27 protein-coding genes are annotated in these 13,747 nt (G+C 42.4%); all 27 read right to left on the bottom strand.

Going from position 1 to position 13,747, the window contains the following annotated elements:
* Positions 1-454: 454 nt before the first annotated feature.
* Positions 455-838 (bottom strand): 50S ribosomal protein L17, encoded by a 384-nt coding sequence (rplQ, locus tag HRT96_RS20080; RefSeq protein WP_006034546.1) that lies wholly within the window; start codon positions 836-838, stop codon positions 455-457.
* A 40-nt stretch (positions 839-878) separates the two neighbouring features.
* On the bottom strand, positions 879-1,865 hold the full coding sequence (gene rpoA, locus HRT96_RS20075) for a DNA-directed RNA polymerase subunit alpha (RefSeq protein ID WP_293160143.1): 987 nt from the start codon (positions 1,863-1,865) through the stop codon (positions 879-881).
* A gap of 26 nt (positions 1,866-1,891) precedes the next feature.
* Positions 1,892-2,512: a 30S ribosomal protein S4 gene (gene rpsD, locus HRT96_RS20070; protein WP_293160141.1), complete on the bottom strand. Its 621-nt coding sequence runs from the start codon at positions 2,510-2,512 to the stop codon at positions 1,892-1,894.
* 27 nt (positions 2,513-2,539) lie between these two features.
* Entirely contained in the window at positions 2,540-2,929 is a 390-nt protein-coding gene (rpsK, locus tag HRT96_RS20065) for a 30S ribosomal protein S11 (protein ID WP_067046261.1), read from the bottom strand.
* Between the two features lie 13 nt (positions 2,930-2,942).
* Positions 2,943-3,299, bottom strand: a complete 357-nt coding sequence (rpsM, locus tag HRT96_RS20060) for a 30S ribosomal protein S13 (RefSeq protein ID WP_045112204.1) — start codon at positions 3,297-3,299, stop codon at positions 2,943-2,945.
* 137 nt (positions 3,300-3,436) lie between these two features.
* Positions 3,437-3,550 (bottom strand): 50S ribosomal protein L36, encoded by a 114-nt coding sequence (gene rpmJ, locus HRT96_RS20055; protein WP_045112205.1) that lies wholly within the window; start codon positions 3,548-3,550, stop codon positions 3,437-3,439.
* 40 nt (positions 3,551-3,590) lie between these two features.
* On the bottom strand, positions 3,591-4,916 hold the full coding sequence (gene secY, locus HRT96_RS20050) for a preprotein translocase subunit SecY (RefSeq protein ID WP_211673648.1): 1,326 nt from the start codon (positions 4,914-4,916) through the stop codon (positions 3,591-3,593).
* A 5-nt stretch (positions 4,917-4,921) separates the two neighbouring features.
* Positions 4,922-5,356: a 50S ribosomal protein L15 gene (gene rplO / locus HRT96_RS20045; RefSeq protein WP_293129021.1), complete on the bottom strand. Its 435-nt coding sequence runs from the start codon at positions 5,354-5,356 to the stop codon at positions 4,922-4,924.
* Complete coding sequence (gene rpmD / locus HRT96_RS20040; protein WP_045112208.1) at positions 5,356-5,535, bottom strand: 50S ribosomal protein L30; 180 nt, start codon at positions 5,533-5,535, stop codon at positions 5,356-5,358. Before rpmD ends, rplO begins: the two co-directional genes overlap by 1 nt.
* 7 nt (positions 5,536-5,542) lie before the next feature.
* Positions 5,543-6,043 (bottom strand): 30S ribosomal protein S5, encoded by a 501-nt coding sequence (rpsE, locus tag HRT96_RS20035; protein WP_067046255.1) that lies wholly within the window; start codon positions 6,041-6,043, stop codon positions 5,543-5,545.
* A 13-nt stretch (positions 6,044-6,056) separates the two neighbouring features.
* Positions 6,057-6,407, bottom strand: a complete 351-nt coding sequence (gene rplR, locus HRT96_RS20030; RefSeq protein ID WP_293160136.1) for a 50S ribosomal protein L18 — start codon at positions 6,405-6,407, stop codon at positions 6,057-6,059.
* A 9-nt stretch (positions 6,408-6,416) separates the two neighbouring features.
* Entirely contained in the window at positions 6,417-6,950 is a 534-nt protein-coding gene (gene rplF / locus HRT96_RS20025; RefSeq protein WP_006034610.1) for a 50S ribosomal protein L6, read from the bottom strand.
* Between the two features lie 11 nt (positions 6,951-6,961).
* On the bottom strand, positions 6,962-7,354 hold the full coding sequence (gene rpsH, locus HRT96_RS20020) for a 30S ribosomal protein S8 (protein WP_006034609.1): 393 nt from the start codon (positions 7,352-7,354) through the stop codon (positions 6,962-6,964).
* 26 nt (positions 7,355-7,380) lie between these two features.
* Positions 7,381-7,686 carry a 30S ribosomal protein S14 gene (rpsN, locus tag HRT96_RS20015; RefSeq protein WP_006034608.1) on the bottom strand — a complete coding sequence of 102 codons (306 nt, stop codon included), beginning with the start codon at positions 7,684-7,686 and terminating at the stop codon, positions 7,381-7,383.
* A 9-nt stretch (positions 7,687-7,695) separates the two neighbouring features.
* Positions 7,696-8,235: a 50S ribosomal protein L5 gene (gene rplE / locus HRT96_RS20010; protein WP_293160134.1), complete on the bottom strand. Its 540-nt coding sequence runs from the start codon at positions 8,233-8,235 to the stop codon at positions 7,696-7,698.
* Between the two features lie 12 nt (positions 8,236-8,247).
* Positions 8,248-8,559 carry a 50S ribosomal protein L24 gene (gene rplX, locus HRT96_RS20005; protein ID WP_017223595.1) on the bottom strand — a complete coding sequence of 104 codons (312 nt, stop codon included), beginning with the start codon at positions 8,557-8,559 and terminating at the stop codon, positions 8,248-8,250.
* A gap of 11 nt (positions 8,560-8,570) precedes the next feature.
* The gene (rplN, locus tag HRT96_RS20000) at positions 8,571-8,939 is read right to left on the bottom strand and encodes a 50S ribosomal protein L14 (RefSeq protein WP_293129009.1); all 369 of its coding nucleotides are present in this window, start codon (positions 8,937-8,939) and stop codon (positions 8,571-8,573) included.
* A gap of 177 nt (positions 8,940-9,116) precedes the next feature.
* A complete protein-coding gene (rpsQ, locus tag HRT96_RS19995; RefSeq protein ID WP_017223593.1) occupies positions 9,117-9,362 on the bottom strand; it encodes a 30S ribosomal protein S17 in 246 nt (81 codons plus the stop codon).
* A gap of 1 nt (position 9,363) precedes the next feature.
* Positions 9,364-9,555, bottom strand: coding sequence for a 50S ribosomal protein L29 (gene rpmC / locus HRT96_RS19990; protein WP_006034643.1), 192 nt, complete (start codon positions 9,553-9,555; stop codon positions 9,364-9,366).
* Positions 9,555-9,965 carry a 50S ribosomal protein L16 gene (rplP, locus tag HRT96_RS19985; RefSeq protein WP_006034642.1) on the bottom strand — a complete coding sequence of 137 codons (411 nt, stop codon included), beginning with the start codon at positions 9,963-9,965 and terminating at the stop codon, positions 9,555-9,557. The genes rpmC and rplP overlap by 1 nt, the downstream gene beginning before the upstream one ends.
* An 11-nt stretch (positions 9,966-9,976) precedes the next feature.
* The gene (gene rpsC / locus HRT96_RS19980; RefSeq protein WP_067046243.1) at positions 9,977-10,681 is read right to left on the bottom strand and encodes a 30S ribosomal protein S3; all 705 of its coding nucleotides are present in this window, start codon (positions 10,679-10,681) and stop codon (positions 9,977-9,979) included.
* Between the two features lie 17 nt (positions 10,682-10,698).
* Positions 10,699-11,031 (bottom strand): 50S ribosomal protein L22, encoded by a 333-nt coding sequence (gene rplV / locus HRT96_RS19975; RefSeq protein WP_017223589.1) that lies wholly within the window; start codon positions 11,029-11,031, stop codon positions 10,699-10,701.
* Positions 11,032-11,041: 10 nt separating this feature from the next.
* Positions 11,042-11,320 carry a 30S ribosomal protein S19 gene (gene rpsS, locus HRT96_RS19970; protein WP_017223588.1) on the bottom strand — a complete coding sequence of 93 codons (279 nt, stop codon included), beginning with the start codon at positions 11,318-11,320 and terminating at the stop codon, positions 11,042-11,044.
* A gap of 18 nt (positions 11,321-11,338) precedes the next feature.
* The gene (rplB, locus tag HRT96_RS19965; protein ID WP_293128998.1) at positions 11,339-12,166 is read right to left on the bottom strand and encodes a 50S ribosomal protein L2; all 828 of its coding nucleotides are present in this window, start codon (positions 12,164-12,166) and stop codon (positions 11,339-11,341) included.
* A gap of 18 nt (positions 12,167-12,184) precedes the next feature.
* Entirely contained in the window at positions 12,185-12,484 is a 300-nt protein-coding gene (gene rplW / locus HRT96_RS19960) for a 50S ribosomal protein L23 (protein ID WP_293128996.1), read from the bottom strand.
* Positions 12,481-13,086, bottom strand: coding sequence for a 50S ribosomal protein L4 (rplD, locus tag HRT96_RS19955; protein ID WP_101060765.1), 606 nt, complete (start codon positions 13,084-13,086; stop codon positions 12,481-12,483). Before rplD ends, rplW begins: the two co-directional genes overlap by 4 nt.
* A 16-nt stretch (positions 13,087-13,102) precedes the next feature.
* Positions 13,103-13,741 carry a 50S ribosomal protein L3 gene (rplC, locus tag HRT96_RS19950; protein ID WP_293129023.1) on the bottom strand — a complete coding sequence of 213 codons (639 nt, stop codon included), beginning with the start codon at positions 13,739-13,741 and terminating at the stop codon, positions 13,103-13,105.
* Between the last annotated feature and the right edge of the window lie 6 nt (positions 13,742-13,747).

Raw genomic sequence — 13,747 nt, 5'->3', positions numbered from 1 at the left:
TATCTCTGCAAGTGCTCACACAGATTGCTTGAATAAATTGTTAAAGAGCATACTGAGCGGCTGTTGCCGTGTCAGTGAGGTCGCATTATAGAGATATGGATCACATTGGCAAGCGCTAATTTAAAAAAAGATAAAAAACAAATGAAAAGATTAAAAAGCGAACAATGACGTCATATACCAAACAAATACTCAAAAACAGATTCGTGGATCTACTTTTTCATTACCAAAATTCATATGAAGTTAAAACATAATACTAATTTATTGAAATGATCTTAGGCGGACATGCAGATATTTAGTTTATCGGTATATTAAGGATATTAATTGAGTATAACAAAGAGAAAAATAATTTAGATAAGCGAGCTGAATATAGAAGAGATAGTTTATACAAGAAAAAATTATGAGTTAGAAACGAAAAAAGCCAGAGCGTGAGCCCTGGCTTCTAATACTATTTAAACTATTCTTCGTCAGCAGCTTCAACAACTGGACGATCTACTAGTTCGATGTAAGCCATAGGAGCTTTATCGCCAGTACGTAGACCACATTTTAAGATTCGAGTATAACCGCCTGAGCGGTTAGCGAAACGTGGGCCTAATTCTTTAAATAGTTTACCTACAACTTCATCGCTGCGGGTACGTGCAAATGCTAGACGACGGTTAGCTACGCTATCCGTTTTAGCAAGTGTAATTAGAGGCTCAACTACACGACGTAATTCTTTAGCTTTAGGCAGAGTCGTTTTAATGATCTCGTGGCTAACTAAAGAACATGCCATATTACGGAACATAGCCTGACGGTGGCTGCTGTTACGATTTAGTTGACGACCACTCTTACGATGGCGCATGAACTTATCCTTCTTACAAAAATCTTTTGACTAGTGTTTACTATTCGTCAGCAATACTTGCTGGCGGCCAGTTTTCTAAGCGCATGCCTAGAGAAAGACCACGTGAAGCTAGAACATCTTTAATTTCAGTTAAAGATTTCTTACCAAGGTTAGGCGTTTTAAGTAACTCAACCTCAGTACGCTGAACAAGATCACCAATATAGTGAATTGCTTCTGCTTTTAGGCAGTTAGCTGAACGAACAGTAAGTTCTAAATCATCAACAGGACGTAGCAGTATCGGATCGAACTCTGGTTTCTCTTCTTTCTGCTCTGGTTCCGTTACATCACGAAGATCAACGAAAGCATCAAGCTGTTCAGCCAGAATTGTAGCAGCACGACGAATAGCTTCTTCAGGATCTAATGTTCCATCAGTTTCCATATCGATTACTAACTTATCAAGGTTAGTACGTTGCTCTACACGAGCAGATTCAACATTGTAAGCTATACGGCTTACAGGGCTGAATGCTGCATCAACAAGCAAACGACCGATAGGACGCTCTTCATCATCAGCGTGTACACGTGTAGAAGCAGGTACGTAACCACGCCCTTTTGCAACACGAATACGCATGCTGATATCTGCTTGACCGGTTAAATTACAAATCACGTGTTCTGGATTAATAATCTCAACATCACCATCATGGGTGATGTCACCTGCCAATACAGGACCTGTACCTGACTTAGTTAAAGTTAGTAACGCTTCGTCTTTGCCTTCAAGTTTGATTGCAAGACCTTTCAAGTTAAGAAGAATTTCAAGAACATCTTCTTGAACGCCTTCTTTACTGCTGTACTCATGGAGTACGCCGTCGATCTCAACTTCTGTTACAGCACAACCTGGCATAGAAGAAAGTAGAATTCGACGTAAAGCATTACCTAGAGTGTGGCCAAAGCCACGCTCTAACGGTTCAAGTGTTACCTTGGCACGTGTTGAGCTAATTTGCTCAATATCAACAAGTCTTGGTCTTAGAAATTCTGTTACAGAACCCTGCATGTATGTCCTCTCTTATGAAGTTAACCTTACTTAGAGTAAAGTTCAACAATAAGCTGTTCGTTGATGTCTGCAGACAGATCAGAACGCTCAGGAACACGTTTGTAAACGCCTTCAAGTGTCTTACTGTCAACTTCAACCCAAGATGCTTTCTCACGCTGCTCTGAAATTTCAAGAGCTGAAGCGATACGAGCTTGCTTCTTAGCCTTCTCGCGAATGCTAACTGTATCGTTAGCTTTCACTTTGTAAGAAGGGATATTTACAACTTTACCGTTTACAACGATTGCTTTGTGGCTTACTAACTGGCGCGATTCCGCACGAGTAGAACCAAAGCCCATACGATAAACAACGTTATCTAGACGGCCTTCTAATAAAGCAAGTAGGTTTTCACCAGTATTACCTTTTAGACGAGCAGCTTCTTTATATAAGTTACGGAATTGCTTTTCAAGTACACCGTACATACGACGAACTTTTTGCTTTTCACGTAGTTGTAAACCGTAGTCAGATAGACGAGGTTTACGAGCACCATGTACACCAGGTGCGTTATCAATTTTACACTTAGATTCGATCGCACGTACGCCACTTTTCAAGAAAAGATCTGTACCTTCACGACGACTAAGCTTGAGCTTTGGGCCCAAATATCTAGCCATGTTCTTTCTCCAATATTCCTAAAAGCGTTATACGCGACGCTTTTTAGGTGGACGACAACCATTGTGAGGGATTGGTGTAACATCAGTGATGTTAGTAATTTTAAAACCAATCGCATTCAATGCACGAATAGAAGATTCACGACCAGGACCAGGGCCCTTAACCATAACTTCTAAGTTTTTCACACCGTACTCTTTAGCCATTTCACCAGCACGCTCAGCAGCAACCTGCGCAGCGAATGGAGTTGACTTACGAGAACCACGGAAGCCTGAGCCGCCTGCAGTTGCCCAAGATAAAGCATTACCTTGGCGATCTGTGATTGTCACAATAGTATTATTGAAAGAAGCATGAACGTGTGCAATACCGTCAGCAACTTGCTTTTTAACGCGCTTACGAGCGCGAGTTGGGGTTTTAGCCATTACTCGTCAGCTCCTATTTCTTGATAGCTTTACGCGGACCTTTACGGGTGCGCGCATTTGTTTTAGTGCGTTGACCACGTAGAGGTAAGCTGCGACGATGACGAATACCACGGTAACAACCGAGGTCCATCAGACGCTTGATATTCATACTTACTTCACGACGTAGGTCACCTTCTACAGTGTATTTACCTACTTCTTCGCGAAGAAGTTCTAGTTGAGCTTCTTCTAGCTCTCTGATCTTAGCTGTTTCAGCGATACCAGTTGCAGCACAGATTGCTTTCGCACGTGTTGCACCAATACCGAAAACACCAGTCAGGGCAATGACTGTATGCTTTTGATCAGGAATGTTAATGCCGGCTATACGGGCCACTATACCACTCCACTTAAGGGTTGAAAAAAAATGTTTTGCTCTCTTCGAAAAGCCCGTAAGGATACTCAGAAGAGAGATATATTGCAATAGAAACTTGGGAATAGATTAATAAATCTAGCCCAAGTATCTACTACTGTCTAACCTTGGCGTTGTTTATGCTTTGGTTCAACACAGATTATACGAATTACACCGTGACGTTTGATCACTTTGCAATTACGACAAATCTTTTTAACAGATGCACGAACTTTCATTTCTTACTCCGTAACTGTTATAGGACATGCTCAAACTAATTTAGCGACCGTAGCCTTTTAAATTAGCTTTCTTAAGAACATCACCATATTGATGAGACATCATATGAGTCTGAACTTGAGCCATAAAGTCCATGATTACCACAACCATAATAAGTAATGACGTACCACCGAAGTAGAACTGCACACCCATAGCTTGTGTCATGAACAATGGTACTAGACAAATGAATGTAATGTACAAAGAACCCGCTAGAGTTAATCGTGACATTACTTTGTCTATATACCTTGAAGTTTGTTCGCCTGGTCTAATACCTGGGATGAACGCCCCGCTCTTCTTCAAGTTATCTGCCGTTTCACGTGGGTTAAATACCAACGCTGTATAGAAGAAACAGAAGAAGATAATTGCTGCTGCATAAAGCATTACATACAAAGGTTGTCCTGGCTGTAGAGCCAAGGAAATGTCAGTAAGGAAAGATAAACTTTCATTCTGACCGAACCATTGTGCAAGCGTTCCAGGAAACAAAATTATACTCGAAGCAAAAATAGCTGGAATAACACCGGCCATATTAAGCTTTAACGGTAAATGCGTGCTTTGAGCTGCAAAAACACGTCGTCCTTGTTGGCGTTTTGCGTAGTTTACCACAATTCTACGCTGACCGCGCTCTACAAATACAACAAAGTATGTAACAGCAAAAACAACACCAGCTAACACTAACAATAACAGGCCGTGAAGGTTACCATCGATAACCTGTTCAACCGTTTGTCCGATAGCTGGCGGCATACCAGCAACAATACCTGCAAAAATTAATATTGAGATACCATTACCAATACCGCGTTCGGTAATTTGTTCACCTAACCACATTAAGAACATAGTACCAGTTACTAAACTCACTACCGCAGTAAAGTAAAAACTTAACCCTGGATTATGGACGAGTCCATCAACCATGTTAGGTAAGCCTTTAGCAATACCAATAGCTTGGAAAGTACCTAAGAACAATGTTCCGTAACGGGTATACTGGCTAATTTTGCGTCGTCCTGCATCACCGTCTTTTTTCAATTCGGCAAGTGTAGGATTAACAACAGTTAATAACTGTATGATAATAGAGGCCGAAATATACGGCATAATACCCAACGCAAAAATAGACGCACGCTCAAGCGCACCACCAGAGAACATGTTAAACATTTCTAAGATGGTACCCTTTTGCGAGTCAAAAAGCGTAGCAAGTACAGAGGCATCAATACCAGGGATCGGAACAAAAGATCCTGCGCGAAATACAATAATTGCACCTAACACGAACCATAAACGACTTTTCAGTTCTGATAAGCCACCTTGAGATTTATTCGTTTCCAATCCTGGTTTTTTAGCCATTTGTACTATCCTTCGATTTGACCGCCTGCAGCAACAATCGCTTCAACAGCACCTTTCGTAGCTTTAATGCCACGAATAGTAACTGGTCGAGTGATTTCACCAGATAAAACAACTTTAACAAACAGGATGTTTTTTGTAACAAGACCTGCTGCTTTAAGTGTGTTTAAATCAACAACATCACCTTCAACTTTAGCGATTTCATTTAAACGTACTTCAGCTGTTACTAGCTGCTTACGTGAAGTGAAACCGAATTTAGGTAGACGTTGTTTCAAAGGCATTTGACCGCCTTCAAAACCAGGTCGAATACCGCCGCCTGAGCGCGATTTTTGACCTTTGTGACCACGGCCACAAGTTTTACCAGTACCAGAACCGATACCGCGACCTACACGTTTAGCGTTTGGCTTAGAACCAGCAGCTGGAGATAGAGTATTTAAAAACATTACGCTTCCTCCACTTTAATCATGTAAGCTACTTTGTTAATCATACCACGTACGCAAGCTGTATCTTCTAGCTCAACAGTGTGGTTGATTTTACGAAGGCCTAAACCAACAAGTGTTGCACGATGTTTAGGTAAACGACCGATTGCACTTTTAGTTTGAGTTACTTTAATTTTAGCCATGGTTTAATTACCCCAGAATTTCTTTAACAGGTAGACCACGTTTAGCTGCGATTTGTTCTGGTGATGACATACCAGTAAGCGCGCCAATTGTAGCTCGTACAACGTTAATTGGGTTAGTAGAACCGTAACATTTAGAAAGTACGTCATGGATACCTACAACTTCTAGTACTGCACGCATTGCACCGCCGGCAATGATACCTGTACCAGCTGATGCTGGACGCATGAATACTTTAGAACCAGAATGACGACCCTTAATTGGATGTTGAAGAGTCACACCATTTAGTTCAATGCTTACGATATTGCGTTTCGCTTTTTCCATTGCTTTTTGAATAGCAGCTGGAACTTCACGTGCTTTACCATAACCAAAACCAACGCGACCGTTACCGTCACCCACTACTGTAAGCGCAGTGAAACTGAAGATACGACCACCTTTAACAACTTTTGAAACACGGTTAACTGCAATTAATTTCTCTTGCAGATCACCTGTTTGGTTTTCAACTTTAGACATTTCCTACTCCTGACTAGAACTGAAGGCCAGCTTCACGAGCGGCATCAGCTAATGCTGCAACACGACCGTGATATTGGAAACCTGAACGATCGAAAGCAATTTTAGTAACGCCTTTTTCGATAGCTCGCTCAGCAACCAATTTACCGATTACTTTAGCTGCTTCAACGTTACCGCCATAGCTGATCATTTCACGAACTGCTTTTTCTGTCGTTGCAGCAGAAACCAATACTTCCGCATTCGGTGTAATAACCTGTGCATAAGTATGGCTTGGAGTGCGGTTAATCACTAAACGTGTAGCACCCAATTCTTGCATTTTCTTACGTGCGCGAGTTGCGCGACGAAGACGTGCAGATTTCTTATCCATAGTATTACCCTACTTTTTCTTGGCTTCTTTACGACGCACAACTTCATCAGAATAACGAACACCTTTACCTTTATAAGGTTCAGGCGGACGGAAAGCTCTGATATCAGCTGCAACTTGACCAACATTTTGTTTGTCAGCGCCAGTAATAACAATTTCAGTTTGGCTTGGGCAAACTGCAGTTATACCTTCTGGAAGGTTATAAGCTACAGGATGTGAGAAACCTAATGTTAGATTCACAACAGAACCTTTAACATTTGCACGGTAACCAACACCATTTAGTTGAAGAGTTTTAGTAAAACCTTCAGCTACACCTTTAACCATGTTATTAACGTTTGCACGAGCTGTACCAGCTTGAGCCCAAGCATCTTTTACGCCTTCAACAGGACCAAAAGATACTTTTTCATCAGCTATTGCAAGAACAACAGATGAGTTAATAACAGAAATTAAAGTGCCTTTAGCGCCTTTAACAGTGATTTCCTGACCATTTAGAGAGATCTCTACGCCTGCAGGGATGGCAACGGGTGCTTTAGCAACACGAGACATATATAAACCCCTTAAGAAACGTAGCAGATGATCTCGCCACCGATGCCAGCTTTGCGAGCTGCACGGTCAGACATCATGCCTTTAGAAGTAGAAACGATAGCAACACCTAAGCCACCCATCACTTTAGGAAGATCATTACTTCCTTTGTAGATGCGTAGACCTGGGCGACTAACGCGCTCAATTTTTTCAATTACGTTTTTGCCTTCGAAATACTTCAAAGTCACTTCAAGTTCAGCTTTCACTTCACCTGAAACAGCGTAACTATTAATGTAACCTTCTTCTTTAAGCACAGCTGCTAGTGCAACTTTTTGCTTAGAACAAGGCATTTTAACTGCAACCTTAGAGGCTGACTGACCGTTACGGATGCGTGTTAGCATATCCGCAATAGGATCTTGCATGCTCATTTTCGTATACTCCCGAAATTAGTGATTTACCAACTAGCCTTTTTAAGACCTGGAACTTCACCACGCATCATGTGCTCACGTAGTTTAATACGGCTTAAGCCGAATTTACGTAGGTAGCCATGAGGGCGGCCAGTGATGTTACAGCGATTACGCTGACGACATGCACTAGAATCACGAGGTAACGATTGCAATTTAAGAACTGCATCCCAACGATCTTCGTCTGAAGTATTTACACCAGAGATGATTGCTTTAATTTCAGCACGTTTCTCAGCGTATTTTTTTACTAGCTTCGCGCGTTTTACGTCGCGCGCTTTCATTGATTGCTTAGCCATGACCCTACCTTACTTACGGAATGGGAAATTAAAGGCAGCCAGCAGAGCGTGACCTTCTTCATCAGATTTCGCAGTAGTAGTGATAGTTATATCCATACCACGAATTTTATCGATTTTATCGTAATCGATTTCTGGGAAGATGATTTGCTCGCGAACACCCATACTATAGTTACCACGACCATCGAACGATTTAGGGTTCAGGCCACGGAAATCGCGGATACGTGGAATTGAGATACCGATTAGGCGCTCCAAGAATTCCCACATACGCTCACCACGTAGGGTAACTTTACAACCAATAGGATATCCTTCACGGATTTTAAAGCCAGCAACGGATTTACGAGCTTTAGTAATCAATGGTTTTTGACCAGAAATTGCAGCCATATCAGCAGCAGCATGTTCTAATACTTTTTTATCATTGATTGCTTCGCCCACACCCATATTAAGGGTGATCTTTTCAATCCGAGGGACTTGCATGATAGATTTATAGCCGAACTTAGTTTTAAGTTCAGGCGCTATCGTTTCTTTAAAGTGTTCATGCAGTTTCGCCACAGTTAACTCCAATTAAACAAGTTCATTATTAGATTTGAAGAAACGAACTTTTTTGCCGTCTTCAAATCGGAAACCGACACGGTCAGCCTTGCTAGTTGCAGGGTTGAATAGTGCCACGTTTGATGCGTCTAAAGCTGCTTCTTTCTCAATAATACCGCCAGCTACACCCAGTTGTGGGTTTGGCTTTTGGTGTTTTTTGATAAGATTAACGCCTTCAACGAATATTTTACCGTCTGCTCTTACTTCAGTAACTTTGCCTTGTTTACCAGCATCTTTACCTGCAACAACGATAACTTCATCATTTTTTAAAATTTTAGCTGCCATTTTTCGTTCCTTTATAGTACTTCTGGTGCCAGAGATACGATTTTCATGAACTGTTCAGTTCGTAGTTCACGTGTAACTGGGCCAAAGATACGAGTACCGATCGGCGCGCCGTTAGCATTAAGCATAACAGCTGCATTACGGTCGAAACGGATAGTTGCACCGTCTGAACGACGGATTGCTGACCTAGTACGCACAACCACTGCGTTTAGAACATCACCTTTTTTTACTTTACCACGAGGAATTGCTTCCTTCACAGTAACTTTGATGATGTCACCAACACGCGCATAGCGGCGGTGCGAACCACCTAGGACCTTGATACACTGAACGCGACGTGCGCCTGAGTTATCGGCTACGTCCAACGTAGACTGCATTTGGATCATTATTAGTGCTCCGCAATAATTTCATCTAACCCAACATGGATTAAATGAGTCCGCTCTCTTTCAAGAGGTGGCGCATTATAACACCACGGCTTTGAAAAAAGCAACGGGAATCGACTAAAAAACAAACGACCCCTATATAGGGGCCGTTATCATAAGAAGAACAGTATAAACTTAAAATTAAGCTTTTACTAATACTTCTACTAATGCCCAAGTTTTAAGCTTAGACACTGGACGAGTTTCACGAATAGTTACAACATCATTTAGTTGACATTCGTTATTCTCATCATGTGCGTGTAGTTTAGTAGTACGCTTGATGAACTTACCGTATAACGGGTGTTTCACTTTACGTTCTACTGCAACAACGATAGTTTTATCGCCTTTGTTGCTAACAACACGACCCTGTACAGTACGAATAGTGCTCATATTATACACCCGCCTTTTCGTTCAGGATGGTCTTAACACGCGCGATATCGCGACGTACATTTTTGATTAAATGCGTTTGTGCTAGTTGGCCAGTACTTAACTGCATACGTAAGTTAAATTGCTCACGTAGTAGGTTAAGTAACTCAGCGTTTAGCTCTTCAACATTTTTTTGTTTAAGTTCGCTAGCGTTCATTACATTACCGTCTTAGTTACGAAAGTTGTAGAAATTGGAAGTTTCGCATCAGCAAGTTTGAATGCTTCACGAGCCAATTCTTCAGGAACTCCAGCCATTTCATAAAGGATTTTGCCAGGTTGTACTTGGCAAACCCAATACTCAACGCTACCTTTACCTTTACCTTGACGTACTTCAAGCGGCTTTTGTGTAATAGGCTTGTCTGGGAACACGCGGATCCAGATTTGACCTTGACGCTTAACGTGACGAGTCATAGCACGACGAGCTGCTTCGATTTGACGAGCAGTAAGTCGACCACGACCAGTAGCTTTAAGACCGAATTCGCCGAAAGTTACGTTTCCGCCTTTTGCAAGACCGCGGTTACGGCCTTTGTGCATTTTGCGGAACTTCATGCGTTTTGGTTGCAACATATCAGAGTCTCCTATTTAGCAGCTTTAGGGCCACGACTGCGACGTTTAGGCTTCGAAGGTGCTTCAACTTCTTGAGTAAGTGGTAACTTACCTAGAACTTCACCTTTAAAGATCCAAACTTTCACACCAATGATGCCGTAAGTTGTAAGAGCTTCTGCAGTCGAGTAATCGATATCAGCACGGAAAGTATGTAGAGGCACACGACCTTCACGATACCATTCAGCACGAGCGATTTCAGCGCCGCCTAAACGACCGCTTACTTGAACTTTAATACCCTTAGCACCTAAACGCATTGCATTTTGTACTGCACGCTTCATAGCGCGACGGAACATAACACGACGTTCAAGTTGAGAAGCGATACCTTCAGCTACTAATTTAGCATCTAGTTCAGGCTTACGGATTTCTGCGATATTGATTTGTGCAGAAGTACCAGTCATCTTAGCGATAGCATTACGTAGTTTTTCTACGTCTTCGCCTTTCTTACCGATAACAACACCAGGACGAGCTGTGTGAATAGTCACACGGATGCTTTTCGCTGGACGTTCGATAACGATACGTGAAACAGATGCATTTTTCAGTTTTTTAGTTAAAAACTGACGTACTTCGAAATCACCGTACAAATTGTCGGCGAAGTCTTTAGTATTCGCAAACCAAGTAGAGTTAAACTGCTTGGTGATACCTAGGCGAATACCATTTGGATGAACTTTCTGACCCATTGTTTTCTCCTAGTCTCTTAGCGTGTTGCTACAACAATTGTGATGTGGCTAGTACGCTTCAAGATGCGATCTGCACGACCTTTAGCACGTGGCATGATACGCTTCATAGTAGGACCGGCGTCAACAAACGCTGTCGTTACTACTAACTCATCAATATCCGCACCTTCGTTGTGTTCAGCGTTTGCGATAGCTGACTCAAGAACTTTTTTAACTTGTACAGCAGCTTTTTTAGTGCTGAAAGTTAAAACTTCAAGAGCCTTGTCCACTGGTAAACCACGAATAAGGTCAATGACCAAACGTGCTTTCTGTGGCGAGCCTGAGGCGAAACGGTGTTTAGCTAATGCTTCCATCTAATTTCTCCTAACGCTTTTTAGCTTTCTTATCTGCAGCATGGCCGCGATAAGTACGAGTCGGTGCGAATTCGCCTAACTTATGACCAATCATTTCGTCTGTAACGAAAACTGGTACATGTTGACGACCATTATGGACAGCGATGGTCAGACCAATCATACTTGGAATGATCATAGAACGACGGGACCAAGTCTTAACTGGTTTTTTTTCCCCGCTTTCCACCGCTTTCTCTACCTTCTTCAGCAAGTGTAGGTCTATGAAAGGACCCTTCTTGAGAGAACGTGGCATGGTGATACCTCTATAAAATTACTTGTTGCGACGACGTACGATAAGTTTATCAGTACGCTTGTTCTTACGAGTTTTGTAACCCTTAGTTGGCACACCCCAAGGTGAAACCGGATGACGGCCACCAGAAGTACGACCTTCACCACCACCGTGCGGGTGATCAACTGGGTTCATTACAACACCACGTACTGTTGGGCGAACACCGCGCCAGCGGCTAGCACCTGCTTTACCAAGTTGGCGAAGCATGTGTTCAGCGTTACCAACTTCACCAATCGTTGCACGACAATCTACTAATACTTTACGCATTTCGCCAGAGCGAAGACGTAGAGTAACGTATGAGTTGTCACGTGCAATGATTTGTACGTATGTACCAGCAGAACGTGCAATTTGAGCACCTTTACCTGGCTTCATTTCCACAGCGTGTACAGTTGTACCTACTGGGATGTTACGCATTGGTAATGTGTTACCAGCTTTAATAGCCGCATCAACACCAGAAACTATAATATCACCAGCTTGCATACCTTTAGCAGCTAGAACGTAACGACGTTCACCATCTGCGTAAAGTGCAAGTGCAATGTTAGCTGAACGGTTTGGATCATATTCCAGACGCTCAACTTTTGCAGGGATACCATCTTTATCATTACGTTTTAAGTCAATGATACGGTAATGTTGCTTATGACCGCCGCCGTGATGACGAACAGTAATACGACCGTTATTATTACGGCCACCCGTTTTAGATTTTTTCTCTAAAAGTGGAGCATGTGGTTTGCCTTTATGCAAATCCGGGTTCACTACCTTAACAAGGTGGCGACGACCTGGAGAAGTAGGCTTACACTTAACAATAGCCATTATTCAGAATCCCCTTGATTATTCAGCACTGCCGAAATCGATGTCAGCGCCGTCAGCTAGAGTAACGTAAGCTTTTTTGATGTCTGAACGACGGCCAACACGAGCGCCAGTGCGCTTAGTTTTGCCTTTCAGTACCAATGTGCTTACATTTTTAACTTCAACTTCAAAAAGTTTTGCAACAGCTGCTTTAATTTCAGCTTTAGTTGCATCTAATGCAACTTTGAAAACGATTGTGTTGTTGTTTTCAGCAGACATAGTGCTCTTTTCAGAGATATGTGGCGCCAGGATAACTTTCAATAAACGTTCTTCACTGATCATTTTAAGTTCTCCTCAATCTGCTTAACTGCTGCAGCAGTCATAACAACTTTGTTGAACGCGATTAAGCTAACTGGATCAATACCAGCAACATCACGAACATCAACTTTGTAAAGGTTACGAGCAGCTAAGAATAAGTTCTCATCAACTTCAGTACCTACGATTAGAACGTCGTTCAGATCGAAGTCTTTTAGTTTAGCAACTAATTCTTTAGTCTTAGGTGTTTCAACAGCGAACTGCTCAACAACAATAAGACGCTCTTGACGTACCAATTCAGAAAGGATGCTTTTGATCGCACCACGGTACATCTTAGTGTTAACTTTTTGGCTGTGGTCCTGTGGACGCGCAGCAAAAGTTACACCACCTTTACGCCAGATCGGGCTGCTTGCAGTACCTGCACGAGCACGACCAGTACCTTTTTGACGCCATGGTTTCTTACCACCACCTGCAACGTCAGAACGGTTTTTCTGTGCACGAGTACCTTGACGCGCGCCAGCAGCATACGCTGTAACTACCTGGTGAACCAGAGCTTCATTAAACTCACGTCCGAAGGTAGTTTCTGAAACTTCAAGAGCACCTTGTGCGTCTTTCAATATCAATTCCATTACTAATATCCTTGGATTAAGCTTTAACAGCTGGTTTGATAATTACGTTGCCGTTGATCGCACCTGGAATAGCACCTTTAACAAGTACTAGGTTACGTTCACTATCAACACGTACCACATCAAGAGACAAGATCGTTACACGTTCTGCTCCCATGTGACCTGCCATTTTCTTGCCTTTAAATACGCGACCTGGAGTTTGGCATTGGCCAATTGAACCCGGTGCACGGTGAGCAAGAGAGTTACCGTGAGTAGCATCTTGCATAGCAAAGTTCCAACGTTTAATAACGCCTGCGAAACCTTTACCTTTAGATGTACCAGTAACGTCTACTTTAGCCGTTTCAGCAAATATGTCTACAGTTAGCTCAGCGCCAACTTCAACAGATTCGCCTTCGCCTGTTCCCAGACGGAATTCCCAAAGGCCACGACCAGCTTCAACTTTAGCTTTAGCGAAATGACCCGCTTCTGGCTTGTTTACTCTGCTAGCTTTTTTCGTGCCAGTGGTCACTTGAAGTGCGCGGTAACCGTCAATTTCAAGTGTTTTAACTTGAGTAACACGGTTAGGCTCACATTCAATAACGGATACTGGGATAGAAACGCCATCTTCAGTGAAGATACGTGTCATACCAACTTTACGTCCGATTAGACCAATCATTATAATAAC

It is taken from the genome of Moritella sp., from assembly GCF_013215705.1.
Taxonomy (GTDB): Bacteria; Pseudomonadota; Gammaproteobacteria; order Enterobacterales; family Moritellaceae; genus Moritella.
Note: the sequence above shows the minus strand (reverse complement) of the source record. Positions and strands in the feature narration are given on the sequence as shown.

Excerpts from the sequence above, each read along its gene's own strand:
- rplQ (WP_006034546.1), bottom strand. The coding sequence starts at position 838 with ATGCGCCATCGTAAGAGTGGTCGTCAACTAAATCGTAACAGCAGCCAC.
- rpoA (WP_293160143.1), bottom strand. The coding sequence starts at position 1,865 with ATGCAGGGTTCTGTAACAGAATTTCTAAGACCAAGACTTGTTGATATT.
- rpsD (WP_293160141.1), bottom strand. The coding sequence starts at position 2,512 with ATGGCTAGATATTTGGGCCCAAAGCTCAAGCTTAGTCGTCGTGAAGGT.
- rpsK (WP_067046261.1), bottom strand. The coding sequence starts at position 2,929 with ATGGCTAAAACCCCAACTCGCGCTCGTAAGCGCGTTAAAAAGCAAGTT.
- rpmJ (WP_045112205.1), bottom strand. The coding sequence starts at position 3,550 with ATGAAAGTTCGTGCATCTGTTAAAAAGATTTGTCGTAATTGCAAAGTG.
- secY (WP_211673648.1), bottom strand. The coding sequence starts at position 4,916 with ATGGCTAAAAAACCAGGATTGGAAACGAATAAATCTCAAGGTGGCTTA.
- rplO (WP_293129021.1), bottom strand. The coding sequence starts at position 5,356 with ATGTTTTTAAATACTCTATCTCCAGCTGCTGGTTCTAAGCCAAACGCT.
- rpmD (WP_045112208.1), bottom strand. The coding sequence starts at position 5,535 with ATGGCTAAAATTAAAGTAACTCAAACTAAAAGTGCAATCGGTCGTTTA.
- rpsE (WP_067046255.1), bottom strand. The coding sequence starts at position 6,043 with ATGTCTAAAGTTGAAAACCAAACAGGTGATCTGCAAGAGAAATTAATT.
- rplR (WP_293160136.1), bottom strand. The coding sequence starts at position 6,407 with ATGGATAAGAAATCTGCACGTCTTCGTCGCGCAACTCGCGCACGTAAG.
- rplF (WP_006034610.1), bottom strand. The coding sequence starts at position 6,950 with ATGTCTCGTGTTGCTAAAGCACCCGTTGCCATCCCTGCAGGCGTAGAG.
- rpsH (WP_006034609.1), bottom strand. The coding sequence starts at position 7,354 with ATGAGCATGCAAGATCCTATTGCGGATATGCTAACACGCATCCGTAAC.
- rpsN (WP_006034608.1), bottom strand. The coding sequence starts at position 7,686 with ATGGCTAAGCAATCAATGAAAGCGCGCGACGTAAAACGCGCGAAGCTA.
- rplX (WP_017223595.1), bottom strand. The coding sequence starts at position 8,559 with ATGGCAGCTAAAATTTTAAAAAATGATGAAGTTATCGTTGTTGCAGGT.
- rplN (WP_293129009.1), bottom strand. The coding sequence starts at position 8,939 with ATGATCCAAATGCAGTCTACGTTGGACGTAGCCGATAACTCAGGCGCA.
- rpsQ (WP_017223593.1), bottom strand. The coding sequence starts at position 9,362 with ATGAGCACTATTCGTACTGTACAGGGTCGTGTTGTTAGCAACAAAGGC.
- rpmC (WP_006034643.1), bottom strand. The coding sequence starts at position 9,555 with ATGAACGCTAGCGAACTTAAACAAAAAAATGTTGAAGAGCTAAACGCT.
- rplP (WP_006034642.1), bottom strand. The coding sequence starts at position 9,965 with ATGTTGCAACCAAAACGCATGAAGTTCCGCAAAATGCACAAAGGCCGT.
- rpsC (WP_067046243.1), bottom strand. The coding sequence starts at position 10,681 with ATGGGTCAGAAAGTTCATCCAAATGGTATTCGCCTAGGTATCACCAAG.
- rplV (WP_017223589.1), bottom strand. The coding sequence starts at position 11,031 with ATGGAAGCATTAGCTAAACACCGTTTCGCCTCAGGCTCGCCACAGAAA.
- rpsS (WP_017223588.1), bottom strand. The coding sequence starts at position 11,320 with ATGCCACGTTCTCTCAAGAAGGGTCCTTTCATAGACCTACACTTGCTG.
- rplB (WP_293128998.1), bottom strand. The coding sequence starts at position 12,166 with ATGGCTATTGTTAAGTGTAAGCCTACTTCTCCAGGTCGTCGCCACCTT.
- rplW (WP_293128996.1), bottom strand. The coding sequence starts at position 12,484 with ATGATCAGTGAAGAACGTTTATTGAAAGTTATCCTGGCGCCACATATC.
- rplD (WP_101060765.1), bottom strand. The coding sequence starts at position 13,086 with ATGGAATTGATATTGAAAGACGCACAAGGTGCTCTTGAAGTTTCAGAA.